Origin of the sequence: Sphingomonas aquatilis, from assembly GCF_014196115.1 — a bacterium.
Classification (GTDB): Bacteria; Pseudomonadota; Alphaproteobacteria; order Sphingomonadales; family Sphingomonadaceae; genus Sphingomonas; species Sphingomonas aquatilis.
In genome coordinates, this window is sequence record NZ_JACIDB010000003.1 from 93,968 (window position 1) to 111,480 (window position 17,513).

At 66.6% G+C, this 17,513-nt stretch carries 13 protein-coding genes; 11 read left to right on the top strand and 2 right to left on the bottom strand.

Features of this window, described 5'->3' with window-relative positions; genetic code table 11:
• Window positions 1-115: 115 nt before the first annotated feature.
• From GGR47_RS09080 to GGR47_RS09090, 3 genes are read left to right on the top strand one after another with little or no spacing between them, the layout of a single operon-like run.
• A complete protein-coding gene (locus GGR47_RS09080; protein WP_147035133.1) occupies window positions 116-3,160 on the top strand; it encodes a TonB-dependent receptor domain-containing protein in 3,045 nt (1,014 codons plus the stop codon).
• A 60-nt stretch (window positions 3,161-3,220) separates the two neighbouring features.
• Window positions 3,221-3,901 carry a DUF6445 family protein gene (locus tag GGR47_RS09085; protein ID WP_147035132.1) on the top strand — a complete coding sequence of 227 codons (681 nt, stop codon included), beginning with the start codon at window positions 3,221-3,223 and terminating at the stop codon, window positions 3,899-3,901.
• Complete coding sequence (locus tag GGR47_RS09090; protein ID WP_147035130.1) at window positions 3,898-5,688, top strand: discoidin domain-containing protein; 1,791 nt, start codon at window positions 3,898-3,900, stop codon at window positions 5,686-5,688. The genes GGR47_RS09085 and GGR47_RS09090 overlap by 4 nt, the downstream gene beginning before the upstream one ends.
• Here the strand turns inward: GGR47_RS09090 and GGR47_RS09095 are convergent.
• Both GGR47_RS09095 and GGR47_RS09100 read right to left on the bottom strand, forming a co-directional pair.
• Window positions 5,666-5,947 carry a hypothetical protein gene (locus GGR47_RS09095; RefSeq protein WP_147035128.1) on the bottom strand — a complete coding sequence of 94 codons (282 nt, stop codon included), beginning with the start codon at window positions 5,945-5,947 and terminating at the stop codon, window positions 5,666-5,668. The genes GGR47_RS09090 and GGR47_RS09095 overlap by 23 nt on opposite strands.
• Before the next feature lie 34 nt (window positions 5,948-5,981).
• The gene (locus GGR47_RS09100) at window positions 5,982-6,392 is read right to left on the bottom strand and encodes a hypothetical protein (protein ID WP_147035126.1); all 411 of its coding nucleotides are present in this window, start codon (window positions 6,390-6,392) and stop codon (window positions 5,982-5,984) included.
• A gap of 212 nt (window positions 6,393-6,604) precedes the next feature.
• On the opposite strand from GGR47_RS09100, the gene GGR47_RS09105 reads away from it, so the two are divergent.
• The 8 genes from GGR47_RS09105 (at window position 6,605) to GGR47_RS09140 (ending at window position 17,496) form a co-directional block, all read left to right on the top strand.
• Window positions 6,605-9,154, top strand: coding sequence for an ATP-binding protein (locus tag GGR47_RS09105; protein ID WP_147035172.1), 2,550 nt, complete (start codon window positions 6,605-6,607; stop codon window positions 9,152-9,154).
• A 10-nt stretch (window positions 9,155-9,164) separates the two neighbouring features.
• Window positions 9,165-9,419, top strand: a complete 255-nt coding sequence (locus GGR47_RS09110) for a hypothetical protein (protein ID WP_017979773.1) — start codon at window positions 9,165-9,167, stop codon at window positions 9,417-9,419.
• A 308-nt stretch (window positions 9,420-9,727) separates the two neighbouring features.
• A complete protein-coding gene (locus tag GGR47_RS09115) occupies window positions 9,728-12,217 on the top strand; it encodes a sulfite reductase flavoprotein subunit alpha (RefSeq protein ID WP_147035124.1) in 2,490 nt (829 codons plus the stop codon).
• Between the two features lie 241 nt (window positions 12,218-12,458).
• Complete coding sequence (locus GGR47_RS09120) at window positions 12,459-12,773, top strand: STAS domain-containing protein (protein ID WP_226341841.1); 315 nt, start codon at window positions 12,459-12,461, stop codon at window positions 12,771-12,773.
• Window positions 12,770-13,138, top strand: coding sequence for a response regulator (locus GGR47_RS09125; RefSeq protein WP_017979769.1), 369 nt, complete (start codon window positions 12,770-12,772; stop codon window positions 13,136-13,138). Before GGR47_RS09120 ends, GGR47_RS09125 begins: the two co-directional genes overlap by 4 nt.
• Window positions 13,135-15,150: a chemotaxis protein CheA gene (locus GGR47_RS09130; protein ID WP_147035123.1), complete on the top strand. Its 2,016-nt coding sequence runs from the start codon at window positions 13,135-13,137 to the stop codon at window positions 15,148-15,150. The genes GGR47_RS09125 and GGR47_RS09130 overlap by 4 nt, the downstream gene beginning before the upstream one ends.
• A complete protein-coding gene (locus GGR47_RS09135; RefSeq protein WP_147035121.1) occupies window positions 15,137-15,658 on the top strand; it encodes a chemotaxis protein CheW in 522 nt (173 codons plus the stop codon). Before GGR47_RS09130 ends, GGR47_RS09135 begins: the two co-directional genes overlap by 14 nt.
• Window positions 15,659-15,699: 41 nt before the next feature.
• Window positions 15,700-17,496 (top strand): methyl-accepting chemotaxis protein, encoded by a 1,797-nt coding sequence (locus tag GGR47_RS09140; RefSeq protein ID WP_420877041.1) that lies wholly within the window; start codon window positions 15,700-15,702, stop codon window positions 17,494-17,496.
• Window positions 17,497-17,513 lie beyond the last annotated feature (17 nt).

Genomic DNA, 17,513 nt, shown 5'->3' on the forward strand with positions numbered 1-17,513 from the left:
TACGCGGGCGAGTAACCGGTTCCATACGCCCTCCGCGATCCGTGGAGCCGTCGCGCGTCGGCGGTTTCCACGGGAGCAAAAACGGGGCGATGGGACCGACGTGGAGGGGTTTGAAATGGCATCCAGGATTCATCGTGCGCGCTTCGGGCGCGGCATTTCGGCAGCGGCCCTCGCCGCGACGCTGGTCATCAGCGCGCCGGCGATGGCGCAGATCAACTCGACGCTGCGCGGCCGCGTGACCGGTGCGCAGGCAGGCGCGACCGTTACTGCGACCGACGTGAATACCGGCCAGCGCATCAGCGGCCGCGTCAATGCCGACGGCAGCTACACCATCGCGGGCTTGCGCCCGGGCACCTATCGCGTCGAGGCGACCGGTCTGCCTGCCGAGCAGCTGGTCATTCCGGTCGGTCAGGTCGTAACCTTCGACATCGGTGCGGCGGCGCCTGTGGCAGATACCGCCGGCACGGACGCAGGCACGGGCACCGACATCGTCGTCACGGGTCGCCGTGGGCAGGAAGTCCGCTCGGCGATCGTGTCGACCAATGTGTCGACGCAGCAGATCGACAGCCTGCCGCAGAACGATCGCAACTTCCTGAACTTCGCCGCGCTCGCGCCGGGCGTCGCGATCTCGACCTCGCCGGGCAGCCGCCAGGTGCAGGCCGGTGCGGTCAGTGCCGACAACATCAACGTCTTCATCGACGGCCTCAGCCAGAAGAACGCCGTCAATCACGGCGGCGTCGCGGGCCAGAACTTCAGTCGCGGCAACCCCTTCCCGCAGCTTGCCGTGCAGGAATTCCGCGTCGATACGCAGAACTTCAAGGCGGAATACGAACAGGCCGGATCCGCCATCATCAGCGCGGTGACGAAAACCGGCGGCACCAGCTTCCACGGCGATATCTTCGGCGAATGGCAGCCCAAGGCCTTCATCGGCATTCCGTATTTCGATCGGCCCGGCAAGACGAACAACCGCGAGGGCCGCCCGAAGGCGGATTACGATCGCAAGCAGTACGGCGCCGATCTGGGCGGTCCGATCATCAAGGACGTGCTGCACTTCTACGGCGCGTTCGAGGCGACCGATCAGAAGCTGCCGTCGAATGCAATCAACCTGCTGACGACCCGCAACGTTAACGGCGTCGCGGTGCCGAACGTGCCGCAGGCGATCGCCAGCCAGTTCAACGGTAGTTATCCGCAGAGCTTCAAGCAGCGCCTGTATTTCGGCAAGCTGACGCTGTTCGCGGGCGAAAAGGACACGATCAACGCTAGTGCGTTCCTGCGCCGCGAGAGCAATCTGGCTGACTTCCAGGGAACGTCGGTCCCGTCGCATGGCCGGTTCCTGACCAGCAATAACGACACGTACCAGCTGGAATGGACCCACCGCAGCGAGGGCTTCCTCAACGAGTTCACCGGCGCGTACCAGAAGGTGTTCAACGGTACCCCGCGGGTCAGCAACGGGCCTGAGATCATTCTGTCGCAGGGACCGGCATCGGGTCCGGTCGGCGTCGGTGCGTCGCTCGATACGCAGGCGGAACTGGGCGCCGCCTCGTTCCAACAGTTCGACGATCAGAAGAGCTGGACGATCAAGGACAACGTCACCTTCTTCGGTGAGAAGCACATCGTGAAGGCAGGCGTGCGCCTGTCGTTCAACAAGTACGGCCGCTCGGAGGACTTCCGCAGCAACGGCACCTTCTTCTTCGCTGCGCCGTCCTACACCACTTTCGACGCATCGACTCCCATCGCGGCTTCGGTGACGACGGTGCCGGTGCGTGCCGCGACAGCGAACAATACGCAGGTGGGCCTGTTCCTGCAGGACGATTGGTCGCCCGACGAGCATTGGACGATCAATGCCGGTATCCGCTGGGATTACGAGAGCAACGCGAAGAACGAGAATTTCGTAACCCCCGCGCGTATCGCGACTGCGCTGCGTAACTATCAAGGCTGGAAGGCCGCGGGGATTAACCCCGAGGACTATATCTCGACCGGCAACAACCGTAAGCCCTACTGGAAGGCGTTCCAGCCGCGCCTCGGCGTGTCGTACGACGTGTACGGCGATCGCGACACGATCCTGTTCGCTGGCGCCGGGCGCTATTACGATCGTCCGCTGTTCATCACGGCGGGCATCGAAACGGTGAAGGCGATCTACCAGTCGGCGCCGACGGTGTATTTCTGCGATGGCGCCGGCCAGCCGACCTGTGCGCAGGCGCGCGCATCCAACGGCGGCGTGCTGCCGAACAACTACCTCGCCTACAATGCGTCGCTGAAGACGGTCGATGGCCTGCGCTCGGCGGTGACCGCATCGGGGTTGGGTGGTGACGTCTGGCTGCTCAACAACGACACCAAGCTGCCCTATTCGGACCAGTTCAACTTCGGCGTGCGCAAGCGCTTCGGCGGCATCCAAACGGCGGTGACGTTCAGCCACGTCCGCAGCCACAACATCTTCAAGTTCGTGCGCGGCAACCGCCTGCCCAACGGTCAATACACCACGCAGGGCGACCAGTGGATCGAGGACAACTTCCCAGAGTCGGGCCAGTTGCCGGGCTATTCGGGCAAGCTGAACATCGGCTCGAACGACGGCAAGGCCTATTACACTGCGATCTACTTCACTGCGGAAAAGCCGTTCGTGACCGGGTCGAGGTGGGGCTTCACCTCGACGCTGACGCTGCAGCGCGCACGCTCGAACGTGCCGCAGGAACTGCAGGGTGACGAACTGTACAACGCACCGCGCTTCGGTGCCTATGGCATGAACTATGTCGCGGGCGTCGAAAAGTGGCGCTTCGTCGGCACCGGCATCGCGCGCGGTCCGTGGGATACGAAGGTCTCGCTGACCGGCACGTTCAGCTCGGGTCCGTCGTTCGGCAACGTCATCTTCCGCTCCAACCCGCCCGAAAACGCCTGCTGCTACGGTAACTTCGGTGGCGTCTTCTGGCCGGGTGAGGTCGTCGGTTACGGCAGTGTCGATGCCCGCATTTCGAAGACGTTCAACTTGCCTTGGGGCCGCGGGCTGGAAGTCAGCTTCGCTGCGTTCAACCTGTTCGACTCGATCAACCGCAACTATTCGGCTTGGGGCGCCGGATCGGGCACCAACCCGATCAAGAAGAATGACGGCGACGGCACGACGGGTGTCCCGCGGTCGTTCCAGGTCGGTGCGAAGTTCAGCTTCTGATCCGACGGGGGCGGGGGTCGTGACGATCCCCGCGTCTGCCTGCGTGTCCGCGGCGTTCGCATGACGCCGCGGCTGATCCGGGTCGGGGCTAGTGACAGTCCCGTCGTCGTGGTCGACGATGTCGTCGGCGATGTCGGCCGGATCGTCGATCTGGCCGCGGCACTGGCGCCGTTTCCGGCGGTGGCGGGCAGCTATTATCCCGGCGTGCGGCGGGTGCTGACGCCGGCGGACGGCGCGGCGCATGATTATGCGACCGCGCTGCTCCAGACGCTGGCGCCCTTCATCGGCGGGGCGTTCGACGTCGAGGGCTTCGACTGGATCGAGGGTAGCTTCTCGATGGTCACGGCGCCGCCCGCCACGCTGTCACCGGCGCAACGCGCGCCGCATTTCGATGCGGTCGATCCCGGCTATCTCGCCGTGCTCCACTATCTGTCCGATACGTCGGGCAGCGGCACCGCCTTCTATCGCCAGCGCAGCACCGGGATCGAACGGGTCGATGCCAGAAACCGCGACGCCTTCGTCGCGGCCGCCCGCCGCGATAGCGCTCTGCTGTCAGGCTATACCAATGCCAGCAACGCCGCGTTCGACCAGATCGGCGCGGTCGCGGCGAAGCGGGACCGTGTCGTCCTCTATCAGGGTTGCCTGCTCCATTCGGGCATCATCCCCGCCGACATGCCGCTGTCCGCCGACCCGCGCGTCGGGCGGCTGACCACCAACCTCTTCGTACAGGCGCACCGATGACCCTGCTGCTCTCGATCCTGGCGGCCGCGACGCCGCAGACCTACGCCAATCCGGTCGACATCGACTATCGCTACAATTTCGAGCAGGTGAACGAGGGCGTGTCGTATCGCACCGGCGCCGATCCCGTCATCGTGCCGTTCAAGGGCGCCTATTATCTGTTCCTGACGCTCGCCGACGGATATTGGCGATCGACCGACCTCCTCACGTGGCACTTCATCACGCCAAGCCGCTGGCCGGCCGAAGGGATCGTCGCGCCCGCCGTCACGTCGGACGGCCAGCGTTTGCTCATCATGCCGTCGATGACGACGCAGGGCACGATCTACAGCACCGAAGACCCGGCGAGCGGTAAAATCGACTATTTCGTCCGCCGCATGCCGCCGCTGCCCGGCGCGGTAAAGTCGGGGCTGGAGGATACGATCAAGCCGGGGCAGGTGCCGCCGGGCCCGTGGGACCCCGACCTGTTCCAGGACGACGACAAGCGCTGGTATCTCTATTGGAACTCGTCGAACGTCTTTCCGATCTACGGCGCGCCGGTCCACTTCGCCGATGGCAAGATGACCTATGGCACGCCTCGCGCATCGTTCATCCTGCTCGATCCCGATCATCACGGCTGGGAACGGTTCGGTCAGGATCATAGCGGCACGTTACCGAACGGCACGCCGATCAAGCCCTTCATGGAGGGGGCTTGGATGACGAAGGTCGGCGGCCGCTACTATCTGCAATATGGCGCGCCCGGCACCGAGTATAACGCCTATGCCACGGGCACCTATGTCGGCACGTCGCCGATGGGGCCGTTCACCTACGCCGCCTACAACCCCGTCGGCTACAAGCCCGGCGGGTTCGTGCAGGGGGCAGGGCACGGCAATACGTTCCAGGATCTGAACGGCAATTGGTGGAATACCGGTACGCCGTGGATCGGCTACAATTGGACGTTCGAGCGGCGGATCGGGATGTGGCCGACGGTGTTCGACGCGGACGGGCAGATGCGCGTGTCGACGCGCTTCGGCGACTTTCCGCAGCGCATGCCGACGCGCCGCTTCAGCGACCCGGATTCGCTGTTCACCGGCTGGATGCTGCTGTCTTATCGCAAGCCGGCGACGGCGAGCGCGAGCGTTCCCGGCTTCGCGCCGGACCAGGCGACCGACGAAAACCCGCGCACCTTCTGGCTGTCGCCCAGCGAGGCACCGGGTGCGACGCTGACGATCGATCTGGGCGGGCCGAAGACGGTGCGTGCGGTGCAGGTCAACTTTGCCGATTACAAAGCGGGCCGCTTTGGCGATGCGCCGGATATCTATACCGAGTTTCGACTGGAACAGTCGCTTGACGGCCGGACGTGGCGGCCGCTCGCCACGACCGACGGGCCGCGTCGCGATCGGCCCAACACCTATATCGAAATGCCGCAGCCAGCGCGCACCCGCTACGTCCGCTACGTTCACGGCCATATCGGGGGCGCGCACCTCGCGATCAGCGACCTGCGCGTGTTCGGCAATGCCGATGGCCCGCCGCCGGGCGCGCCAGAGCTGCTTGCGGCGACGCGCGCGGCGGACACGCGTGATGCGACGATCCGCTGGCGGCGCGTGCCGGGCGCCGTCGGCTATAATGTGCGCTGGGGCATCCGCCCCGATCGTCTGGCACTGACCTACCAAGTGTTCGCCGACCGGGTCGCGCGTGGCGAGGCGGCAACGTTGCCGCTGCGCGCGCTGACCGTCGGCCAGCGCTATTATGTTGCGGTGGAGGCGTTCGACGAGCGCGGCGTGTCGCGGCTCAGTCGCGTGGTGGCGATGTAGCCGCGTCCGCGAGCCGCTCGGTCAATTCCATCCAGTTGCGCGCGGCATCGCGATCGGCGGCGTCGGGAAAGACGATGTCGAGGGACGGTGCCGCGCCCAGCATGTGCAGCAATGTCCACAAGGCGAACCGTCGCGCGCGATCGGTTTCGAGGCCGAGATCGACCTGCATCCGCTCGATCCCGGCGTCATAGGCCGCCGGCGGCACGGCACCGAGGTCGGCGGTGCCGAAATAGCGGCGCATCTGGTCATCGAGGTCCATCCCGCCCCCTAACGCGGGACGACCCCCGATGCCATCAGCGCAGCGTGTCCTTGGCGGGCAACGTATAGGGGACGAAATCGCCCAGCGAGACGAAGCCGCGCGGGAATTGCGAGGCACGGTCGACCAGGCGGACCGTGTCGATGCTGCACAATTGCGATCCGATGGTGTTGGTCACCAGAATGTCGTCGTCGCGCAGCGACGGCGCACCCGATCGCGGTTCGTTGAGGTAGAGGCGTCCGCCGACGCGATACAGGATCGCCTTGCCGTCGATGATGCGGGTCGAGGTGACGCTGGCGAGATTGATGCAGCTCGTCGGCTTGCCGGCGACGCGTCCGGCAAGCGCGGTCTGCAATTGCTCGTCCGGCGTGGGTTGCGGCTTGGCGGCGGAGGCCGCGGCGGTGGTCAGCGCCAGGGCGACGCCGACGAGGAGCAGGGGCTTTTTCATGCTTCTTACCCTATCACGAACAGGCTGAACCGAGCCTGACCGGCGACGAGTCGTGCGGGGATCGGGTAATGGGCGGTCCGGCGTCGATGGGTGTTCACAGGGCGCCCGCTTTGCAGTGGGTCGATATTGGTCTAGTGTAAAAAGAAGGTGGTGACGCAATGACCCGACATTCGGGGTGGTGCGTTACCCGATGTAGAATGAGCTACTACTCCATGGCGGACGCCGATCAGGTCCCTAACCGCGCCACCGGACAGGATTTCCTGACCGGCGGAGGGGCGTGCGGCGCGCTGATTGGAGAGCGTGACTGGTCGGCGACGCCGCTGGGGCCGATCGGCGACTGGCCGCAAAGCCTGCGCACGGCGACGGCATTGCTGCTCCGCTCGCCGGTGCCGATCGTGATGCTGTGGGGCGAAGACGGCGTCATGCTGTACAACGACGCCTATTCGGTCTTTGCCGGCGGCCGGCATCCGCAGCTGCTGGGATCGAAGGTTCGCGAGGGCTGGCCCGAGGTCGCCGACTTTAACGACAATGTGATGCGCGTCTGCCTGTCGGGCGGAACGCTGCATTATCATGACCAGAAGCTGACGCTCTATCGGCACGGTTCGCCCGAGCGCGTGTGGATGGACCTCGATTATTCGCCGGTGCTCGACGAAAGCGGCACGCCGGGCGGCGTCATATGCGTTCTGGCGGAAACGACCGAACGCGTCGCGGCCCAGCGGCGTACCGCCTTTCTGCTGTCCTTGTCCGATGCACTGCGCGGGCTGAGCACGCGGGAAGCGATCAATGCGCTCGCCTCCGAACGGCTGGCCGAATGGCTGGACGCCGATCGCACCTTCTACGCCGAAATCGCCGATAGCGGCTGGATGACGGTGCCCCGCGATCACTGTCGGGGCGTGCCCTCGATCGCCGGCCTGCATTCGCTCGAATCCTTCGGGCCGGACCTGCTGAAGGCCTATCGCTCGGGGCAGCCGATCGTCGCCTGCGACATTCCCGGCGACGAGCGGCTGAGCCTGGATGCGCGCGCGGGGCTGGCGGAGCGCCGGGTCGCCGCCTTCATCGACGTCGTGGTGTTCGACGAGACCGAATATGTCGGCGTGCTGGCCGCGCAGTCGGCGACGCCGCGCGTCTGGACGGCGGCGGAGATCGCGCTGGTCCAGGACGTCGCCGAACGCGTCAAGACCGCGATCGAGCGGGCCCGCGCCGAGGAGGGGCTGCGCCAGCTCAACGAAACGCTGGAGGAACAGGTCGCCGCGCGCGTCGCCGAGCGCGACCGGTTGTGGACGCTGTCGCAGGATATGCTGGCGCGCGCCGATTATGTGGGGATGATGTCCGCCGTCAGCCCGGCCTGGACGCAGGTGTTGGGGTGGAGCGAAGCGGAGCTGCTCAGCCGTAGCTACATCAGCATCATGAACCCCGAGGATGTGGCGCACACGACGGCCGCGATCGCCGACATGGCGCAAACGCGTCGCCCGGCCCGGTTCGAAAATCGGATCGCCACGCGCGACGGGGGTTGGAAGCATATCGAGTGGACCGTCTCGCCCGAAGCGGACGGCGTGAATTTCGTCGCGATCGGCCGTGATCTCAGCGATGCCAAGGCGCGCGAGGCGGATCTGGAAACCGCGCGCGAGGCGTTGCGGCAGAGCCAGAAAATGGAGGCGATGGGCAGCCTGACCGGCGGCGTCGCCCACGATTTCAACAATCTGCTCACCCCGATCATCGGTTCGCTCGACCTGCTGGTGCGCAAGGGCGTCGGCACCGAACGCGAACAGCGGCTGATCGAAGGCGCGCTGCAATCGGCGGAGCGCGCGAAGACGCTCGTACAGCGCCTGCTCGCCTTCGCGCGGCGCCAGCCGTTGCAGGTGACCGCGATCGATGTCGAGCGCGTGGTCGAGAATATGGCGGGTCTGATGGCGGCAACGCTGGGCCCGATGATCGACGTGCGGGTCGACCTGTCCGATCTGCCGCCCGCCCGCGCCGATCTCAATCAGCTGGAAATGGCGCTGCTCAACCTGGCGGTCAACGCGCGCGACGCCATGCCCGACGGCGGCGAACTCAGGATCAGCGCACGGCGCGAAAGCGTGGCGGCGCTCGACGATCGGGCCCTGCCGCGCGGCCATTACGTGCGGCTGAGCGTCAGCGATACCGGCGTCGGCATGGATGCCGATACGCTGCGCCGCGCGATCGAGCCGTTCTTTTCCACCAAGGGCGTCGGCAAGGGCACCGGGCTGGGATTGTCGATGGTGCATGGCCTTGCCGCGCAGCTCGGTGGCGGGTTGACGATCGAGAGTGCGCCGGGCGCGGGCACGACGATCAGCCTGTGGCTGCCGATCAGCGCGACCGCGGCGCTCGACGACGAACCGCCAATCGAGGTGACGCACGTCGTCAAGCGCCTCGGCATCGCGCTGCTGATCGACGACGAGGACTTGGTGCGGATGAGCACCGCCGACATGCTCGCCGATCTCGGCTACGACGTGGTCGAGGCGTCATCGGCTGAAGAGGGGCTGCGGCTGATCCACAACGGGCTGGAGCCGGCGGTGCTGGTGTCGGACCATCTGATGCCCGGGATGAGCGGCGCCCAGCTGGCGCGCGAGATCCGCCGGTTGCGGCCCGGCCTGCCCGTGCTGATCGTGTCGGGCTATGCCGAGGAAGAGGGGATCGACCCCGACATCCCGCGTCTGACCAAGCCGTTCCGCAATGCCGAGCTTGCCGCCAGCCTGGCGTCGGCCCCGGCGTCCGTCGTGCTGCCGGCCACCGCCGCCTGAGCCACGCGCCATGGCGAAGCGCAAGCGGCTGCTGACCGCCACTCTGTCCGACGGCTATGTGAAGACGATCGGGCCGACCGCCGCGCCCTTCACCCATTATTGGCGGATCGTTGCGGTGACCGAGGCGGGCGGCACCGAGGTGTTCTGGGGCCATAGCAATTCGCTGCGCGAGGCAAACGGCAAGCGCGCCGCCACCGCCGACGCCGCCCGGCAGCGCGGCTGGACCCGCTACGATTTCGAGGTCGTCGAGCTCGTCGAAAGCTGACGCTCGCGGATCGAGAATGCGTCCCCCGCCAAGCGTCAGCGTCGGCGCGGGAGGGATCGTTGGGACTGCCATCGCTTCGGAATACCGCGATCTGCCAATCGAGCACGCGGTCGTCGTCGACATCGATCGACTGGGTGGCGGCATGGTCACCCGCAATTCCGATATCTTGCGCCCGCGCGGCCATTTCGAGCGGCTGCGCCTGAGCCCTCACCGGCACAGTCGCTTAACACCGCCGCGTCATTGACCCTCAACACATGGGCCGCTAACGCAACTAAATCGCAATAACAACAGCGGAACGAAAGAGCCGGATGACGCGCAGGGTCCTGTTTCAGATCCATTGGTTCCTGGGGATCACTGCGGGCCTGGTGCTGGCGGTCATGGGCGTGACCGGCGCGATGATCAGCTTCTCGCCGGAGATCATCGCTGCAATCAACCCCGGCATCGTCACCGTCACGCCGCAGCCGGGACCGCGTCTGTCCGCGCCCGAGCTCGTCGCCCGGTTCCAGGCGCAACGGCCCGATGCCCGGATCGGCCGGCTGGTGGTCGAGCGCGATCCCACCCGCGCGGCGATGGCAAGCTATACGGCGGGAGCGTCGAAGACGCGTCACGTCACCTATCTCGATCCCGTGACGGGTCGGGTGCTGGGCACACCGCGCGGCGAAGCCGTTCTCGACACGGTGGAGAATCTGCATCGTTGGCTCGCACTGCCCGGTGGCGGCAAGGGCATCGGGCGGCAGATCACGGGCTTTTCGGCGCTGGCGCTGATCTTCTTCGCGCTGTCCGGCCTGTATCTGCGCTGGCCGCGTCGCCCGCTCGACTGGCGCAACTGGTTCGTGCTCGACCTGCGGCGCACCGGGCGCAACCTGTACCGCGCGCTGCATGCCGTGGTCGGCGGATGGGTGCTGCTGTTCTACCTGATCAGCGCCAGCACGGGTTTGTGGTGGTCGTACGACTGGTATCGCACCGGTGTGCGGCACCTGCTTGTCGCCGAACAGCCCGGCGGCAAAGCGGGCGCGGCGGCAGAGCGCAAGGGTAAGGGCAAGGCCGATGCGCCCGTCGACTGGCGCGCCGCCTGGACGGCGTTCGACCGCGCCACGGCGGGCCGATCCTATGCGGCGGTGACGGCGACCGCGCGCGAGGGCAAGATCGAATTCCGCGCGAAACTGCCCGATGCGCGGCACGATCGCGTGTCGGACGAGGTGACGATCGACGCACGTACGAACAGGGTGACCACCTACACCCCCTATGCGCAGCGCAGCTGGGGGCAGGACATCGTCTTCGGCATCTACGAAATCCATCGCGGCGCGTATTTCGGTCTGGCGGGCCGGTTGGCGATGACGCTCGCCAGTCTGACGATGCCGCTGTTCACGATCACCGGCTTCCTGCTCTATCTGGCGCGGCGCCGTCGCAAGGCCGCGCTCGCCGAGGTGATGGCGGACGATTCGCCGACGATCGTGCCGGACGATGCCCGGACGCTGGTCGCGTATGGGTCGCAGACCGGCACGGCCGAACGGATCGCGCGCCTGACCGCACAGGCCTTGCCCGATGCCGTCGCCTTGCCGCTGTCGGCATTGGACGAGGCGGCGCTGGCCCGCGCCTCGCGCCTCTTCGTGGTCGCCAGCACCTACGGCGAGGGCGAGCCCCCCGACACGGCGCGCGCCTTTGCCCGGCGCCTCACGCAAGCGTCCGGCGACCTGTCGCACCTCGATTATGCGGTGCTGGCGCTCGGCGATCGCGAATATCCCGACTTCTGCGCCTTTGGGCATCGGATCGATCGCTGGCTGCATGCGGGCGGTGCGACCCGGCTGTTCGATTGTATCGAGATGGACGGTGACGCGGCCGACGCGCAACGCCAATGGCAGCAGCAGCTGGGCGCGCTCGGCGCACGCACCGATCAGCCCGACTGGGCACCCGCGCCGATGGGCGACTGGCGGCTGATCGAGCGGCGCCTGCTCAATCCGGGCAGCAGCGGCGGTGCGACCTGGCATGTCGCCCTCGAACCGGTGGACGCGACGATCGCCTGGGTGGCAGGGGATATCGTGGAAATCCTGCCGCAGCACGACCCGCGGCGGGTCGCGGCCGTTGTGCAGCGTATGGACTGGGACGACACGCCCGAGCTGCGCGCATGGCTCGCGACGCGGATCCTGCCGGATACTAATGCAGGCGTCATCGACCCCGAATCGCTGCCGCCGCTGGCGCATCGCGACTATTCGATCGCCTCGATCGCGCCGTCGGGCCGCGTCGAGCTGATCGTGCGCCACTGTCTTGCCGCGGACGGACTGCCGGGGCTGGGATCGGGCTGGCTGACGCAGGGCGCGCCGATCGGGGGCGTCGTACGCGCGCGCGTCCGCAGCAACCCGGCGTTTCATGCGCCGCAGGCGGAAGCCACGCCACTGATCCTGATCGGGAACGGCACGGGCCTTGCCGGATTGCTCGCGCACGCACGCCACCGGCATGCGACCGGCGGCGGTCCGGTGTGTCTGTTCTGGGGCGAACGCCACCCGGCGCAGGACGATTATCATGCCGCGGAGCGTGCCGCATTGCGCGACAGTGGTGCGCTGACGGCGGAGCATGTCGCATGGTCCCGCCTGGGCAGCGGCCCCCGCTACGTCCAGGATGCGCTGGCGGCACACGCGGGGATCATCGCCCAGGCGGTGGCGAACGGCGCGGCGATCTACGTCTGCGGCAGCCTTCAGGGCATGGCGGGCGACGTCCATAACGCGTTGGCGTCGATACTTGGCGACACGTGCCTGGAAATGATGCTGGAAACAGGCCGGTATCGGCGGGACATCTATTGATCTGTATCAGCCCGTGCTACTGACTCAATAAAATCCAGCCCAATCTATGGGTTATAAACCTCATTTGGCGCGCTGTTTACTGGGGTATGACAGTGAGCATTACCTTAAAACGCCATTTTGAGTAGAAAAGCCTTTGCGGCGCGAATTTTTTACTTCGTCGAATTGCCGCCGGCCACTCAGTCTTAAATGGACATTAACCGTTAAGTCCTAATTGGCCTAATCAGCCAAGGGGGGCACCGACATGACTAGCATCCCAACTGCGCCATCGTCGCTGACGATGGCGTCGATACACGACTTCGCCCTGACGATCGGGCAGTGCCAGCAGGGAGGGGAAGGCCCGCTGACGCTCGACCTGTCGCAGGTCGCAGCACCCGATCTCAGCCTTTTGCAGCTCGTCGAAAGCGCCCGTGCGCAGGCGCGCGTCGGCGGCGGCAGCGTCCGCCTGTCGGCGCCGGCCGCCGGTCCGCTCGCGGCCTTGCTGGGCCGCGCCGGCTTCACCGACGCGATGACGCCCGACGACCTCGATTTCTGGTTCCACGGAGACCTGCCACAATGAGCGCTTCCATTCTTGCCGTCGATGATTCCGCCAGCCTGCGCATGGCGATCCGCATCGCACTGACCGGCGCGGGCTATACCGTCACCGAAGCGTCCGATGGCGTCGATGGCCTGACGAAGGCCAATGCGACCCGCTTCGACATGATCGTCACCGATCTCAACATGCCCAACATGGATGGGCTGACGATGATCAAGGAAATCCGCAAGAACCCGTCGCAGGCGGGTGTGCCGATCATCTTCCTGACCACCGAATCCGATCCCGAAATGAAGAACCAGGCCAAGGCGGCCGGCGCCACCGGATGGCTGGTCAAGCCGTTCGTGCCCGACCAGCTGGTGAAGGTCGCCCGCAAGGTGCTGGGACAGTGAGCGCCGACGATCCGATCGCCGCCTTCCGCGTGGAGGCGGGCGAGCTGCTCGACCAGGTCGAACAGGGGCTGCTCGATCTGACCCACCGGCTCGGCGACATGGACCTCGTCAATGCGGTGTTCCGCGGTCTGCACACGCTGAAGGGCTCGGGCGCGATGTTCGGCTTCGACGCGCTCGCCGGCTTCACCCACCATTGCGAAACCGCCTTCGACCGCGTCCGCAAGGGCCAGGTGCCTGCAACGCCCGCGCTGGTCGGCGTGATCCTGTCGGCACAGGACCATATGCGCGGGCTGGTGGAGGGCAATGCCTCCGAAAGCGAAGGCGCCGCGATCCTGGCGTCGCTGCAAAAGGCGGTGGACGCCGCCTCCGGCGGTGCCGCGGCCCCCGCAAAGGACGCCGCCCCGGCGGCGCCCGCTCCGGCAACCACCGCCGTCGCACAGGTCGCTGGCTGGAACATCCGGTTTCGCCTGCCGCCCGACTCGATGGCGAATGGCACTAATCCGCTGATGTTGCTCGACGAATTGCGCGAGCTTGGCACCTGCACCGTCGTCGCGCTGACCGATCAGGTGCCGCCGCTGCCCGACCTCAATCCGACGCACTGCCACATCGGCTGGGACGTCACGCTGATAGGCGACGTCAGCCGCGATGCGATCGACGATGTCTTTATCTTCGTGATGGACGACATGGAGCTGACGGTCACGCCGATCGCCGATGCGGCCGAGCCGGCTGCGGTGGAAGAGGCTGCCCCGGCAGCGGTCGTGGAGGCGGCAGTGGCGCCGTCCGCTGCGCCGCCCGCCGCCGCCAACGATGCCGCCGCCGCGCGCACGCCGGTGAAGGCCGACGAAAGCGTCCGCGTTCCCGCCGCACGGCTGGATTCGCTGATGGATCGCGTCGGCGAGCTGGTCATCGCGCAAAGCCGCCTGTCGCAGCTTGCGCATCATGGCCACGACCTCGTGCTCCGCTCCGTCTCCGAAGAGATCGAACGGCTCGCCGGCGAACTCCGCGACACGATGATGGTGCTGCGCATGGTGCCGGTCGCCAGCCTGTTCGGCCGCTTCCGCCGCCTGATCCACGATCTGGCACGCGACACGGGCAAGAACATCGTTTTGGTCACTGAGGGCGAGGCGACCGAGGTCGACAAGACCGTCATCGAGCGCCTGTTCGATCCGATGGTCCATTTGGTCCGCAACAGCTGCGACCATGGCCTGGAAAACGCCGAACAGCGCGTCGCCGCAGGCAAGCCGGAGGCGGGCACCGTCCGCCTCGGCGCACACCAGAGCGGCGGCGAGGTGGTGATCACCATTCGCGACGACGGCCGCGGCATCGATCGCGCCCGCGTCCGTGCCAAGGCGGAAGCGAACGGCCTGATCCAGCCCGATCAGGTGCTGTCCGACCAGGAATTGCTGCAGCTGATCTTCGCGCCGGGCTTCTCGACCGCGGCGCAGATCACCAACCTGTCGGGCCGCGGCGTCGGCATGGATGTGGTGAAGCGCACGATCGAGGGGCTGCGCGGCACGATCGACATCCAGTCGGTCGACGGGCAGGGATCGACGATCTCCCTACGCATCCCGCTGACGCTTGCCATCATCGATGGCCTGCTCGTCCGCGTCGGCGCCAGCCGCTACGTCATTCCGCTGACCGCGGTCGAGGAATGCCTGGAGCTGAGCCTTGAGGACGATATGCGCCATCGCGGCCGCAGCCTCATCACGCTGCGCGAAAAGCTGGTGCCGTTCCTACGCCTGCGCGAACTGTTCGCCAGCGGCACGAAGCCCGATCCCTATCAGAAGATCGTCGTGGTCGCGACGGGGCAGGGCCGCGTCGGGCTGGTGGTCGATCAGATCATCGGCAACCACCAGACCGTCATCAAGCCCATGTCGCCGCTGCATCGCGGCGTATCCACCTTCGCCGGCGCGACGATCCTCGGAGATGGCGAGGTCGCACTGATCCTCGACATCGCCCAGCTCGTCGCCGCGGGCCAACCCCAAGAGGAGAGCCTGCGTGCAGCCGGATGAATCGCGCCGATCCACGGCCATACCATGGACCGATGACGGCCAGCTCGAAGTGCTGGTGTTCGACCTCGGCGGCCAGAGCTTCGCGCTCGAGGCGGTGCTGGTCCGCGAGATCCTGGACATGATGCCCGAAACCACGGTGCCGGGGGCGCCACCGCTGGTCGCGCATGTCCTCAACTTCCGTGGGCGGATCATTCCGCTCGCCGACCTGCGTCTCGCCTTCGGCATGCCCGTCACCGGCGCGACGCTCGACAGCCGCATCGTCGTGATCGAACTCGATCTCGATGGGGAGGCGACGTTGATCGGCCTGCGCACCGACAAGGTGCACGAGGTCGCGACGTTCCACGCGAATACCAGCGAGGATGCACCTGTCGTGGGGCTGCGCTGGCGCCGGGATCTGGTGCGCGCACTGATCCGGCACGAGGGCGACGACATCGTCGTGCTGCCCGATCTCGAAGCGATTTTCCTGAACCTCGCGCACGGCGACGCCGCGGCGCGCTCCATCCACTGATTTTAACGGGGGGGACCCAACACATGCGTGCTACGATTAAAATGAAACTGGGGGCAACATTCGGTGTCCTAATCTTGGCCCTGATCGCCGTCGTGACCGTTGGCGTCACGCGGATGGCCAGCCTCAATGAGGGTATCTCCGAGGTCATTTCCGGCCCGGCCCATCGTCTGAGCGTCGCCCAGCAGATCGCGACCGAAGTCAATTTCGTGCTGCGCTACGAAAAGAACATGGCGCTGACCAATGATGACGCGCTTACACGGACCTTCGACGGGCAGATCACCGAACATCGCAAGAAGGTCGATGGCCTTGTGGCGGAAGGCCTGGCCACGGCAAGCGAGCAGGGGAAGCCTTCGTGGCTGAAGGTGCAGAGCCAGTGGGAGGCGTTCAAGCCGATCAACGATCGCGTCCGTGCTCTGGGCATCGCCAACAAGAACGCCGAAGCCGGCGCCTTGTCGATCACCGAATCGCGTAAGGTGGCAGGTGAGCTGACCGCGACGATCGACCAACTCGTGTCGATCCAGCAGGACCAGATGCATCAGGCGGATCAGGACACCAATGCTCTGTATGCGGAATCGCGTACGATGCTGATCATCGTCGCGGCGATCGCCACGATCATCGCTGTGGCAGGTGCCATCTGGATTTCGTTGCTCGTGTCGAATGGCCTGAAGCGGATCGGCGTCGCGCTGGACGCGGTGGCGATCGGCGACCTCGACCAGGAGGTCAAGGTCAACACCAACGACGAGATCAAGGATCTGGTCAACACCGTCAACGGCATGACCGCCAACCTGCGCAAGAGCGCGGCGCTGGCGACCGAGATCGCCGGCGGCAACCTCACCGTCGAGCATCAGCCGCTGTCGGACAAGGACGGCCTGGGCCTGGCGCTGGTGTCGATGATCGAGCGTCTCCGCAACGTCGTGGGCGATGCCTCGGCGGCGGCGGATAACGTCGCGGCGGGCAGCCAGCAGCTGTCGGCGTCGTCGGAACAGGTCTCGCAGGGCGCGACCGAACAGGCCGCGGCGGCCGAGGAAGCCTCGGCGTCGATGGAGCAGATGGCGGCCAACATCAAGCAGAACGCCGACAATGCGGCGCAGACCGAAAAGATCGCGCGCCAGTCGTCGAAGGACGCCGAAGCGAGCGGCGTGGCGGTCGACCGTGCGGTGGGCGCGATGCGCACGATCGCCGACAAGATCGGCATCGTCCAGGAAATCGCCCGCCAGACCGACCTGCTCGCGCTGAATGCGGCCGTGGAAGCAGCCCGCGCCGGCGAACATGGCAAGGGCTTTGCGGTGGTCGCATCGGAAGTGCGCAAGCTCGCCGAGCGTAGCCAGACGGCGGCGGCCGAAATCAGCTCGGTCTCGACCGAGACGGTCAAGGCTGCGGCCGACGCGGGCGAGATGCTGGGCAAGCTGGTCCCGGATATCCGCCGCACCGCGGAACTGGTGTCCGAAATCAGCGCGGCGTGCCGTGAGCAGGACATCGGTGCCAGCCAGATCAACCAGGCGATCCAGCAGCTCGACCAGGTGACGCAGCAGAATGCCGGCGCATCCGAGCAGATCTCGTCCACCTCGGAAGAGCTGGCGGCCCAGGCCGAGGAACTGCAGCAGAGCATCGCCTTCTTCCGTGTCGAGGATCGCGCCTCGCCGGTCGCCCGCGCCGCCACCGCGCAGCGCAAGGCCGCCCCGGCCCGCAAGGCGGCGCCCGCCAAGAAGGCGGCACCTGCGCCCCGCCCGAAGGTCAACTCGGTCGCCGACCAGCAGGCCCGCGCCCGCGGCTTCGCCCTCGACCTGACCCAGGGCGGCCCGGACAGCGAGGACGCCGACTTCGGTCAGGCTGCCTGATCCACAGCGCGATCCGG

Bases quoted from the DNA above. Each gene is read 5' to 3' on its own strand.
- GGR47_RS09115 (WP_147035124.1), top strand. From the start codon at position 9,728: ATGACGCGCAGGGTCCTGTTTCAGATCCATTGGTTCCTGGGGATCACT.
- GGR47_RS09085 (WP_147035132.1), top strand. From the start codon at position 3,221: ATGACGCCGCGGCTGATCCGGGTCGGGGCTAGTGACAGTCCCGTCGTC.
- GGR47_RS09090 (WP_147035130.1), top strand. From the start codon at position 3,898: ATGACCCTGCTGCTCTCGATCCTGGCGGCCGCGACGCCGCAGACCTAC.
- GGR47_RS09125 (WP_017979769.1), top strand. From the start codon at position 12,770: ATGAGCGCTTCCATTCTTGCCGTCGATGATTCCGCCAGCCTGCGCATG.
- GGR47_RS09105 (WP_147035172.1), top strand. From the start codon at position 6,605: ATGGCGGACGCCGATCAGGTCCCTAACCGCGCCACCGGACAGGATTTC.
- GGR47_RS09110 (WP_017979773.1), top strand. From the start codon at position 9,165: ATGGCGAAGCGCAAGCGGCTGCTGACCGCCACTCTGTCCGACGGCTAT.
- GGR47_RS09095 (WP_147035128.1), bottom strand. From the start codon at position 5,947: ATGGACCTCGATGACCAGATGCGCCGCTATTTCGGCACCGCCGACCTC.
- GGR47_RS09080 (WP_147035133.1), top strand. From the start codon at position 116: ATGGCATCCAGGATTCATCGTGCGCGCTTCGGGCGCGGCATTTCGGCA.
- GGR47_RS09120 (WP_226341841.1), top strand. From the start codon at position 12,459: ATGACTAGCATCCCAACTGCGCCATCGTCGCTGACGATGGCGTCGATA.
- GGR47_RS09100 (WP_147035126.1), bottom strand. From the start codon at position 6,392: ATGAAAAAGCCCCTGCTCCTCGTCGGCGTCGCCCTGGCGCTGACCACC.
- GGR47_RS09140 (WP_420877041.1), top strand. From the start codon at position 15,700: ATGAAACTGGGGGCAACATTCGGTGTCCTAATCTTGGCCCTGATCGCC.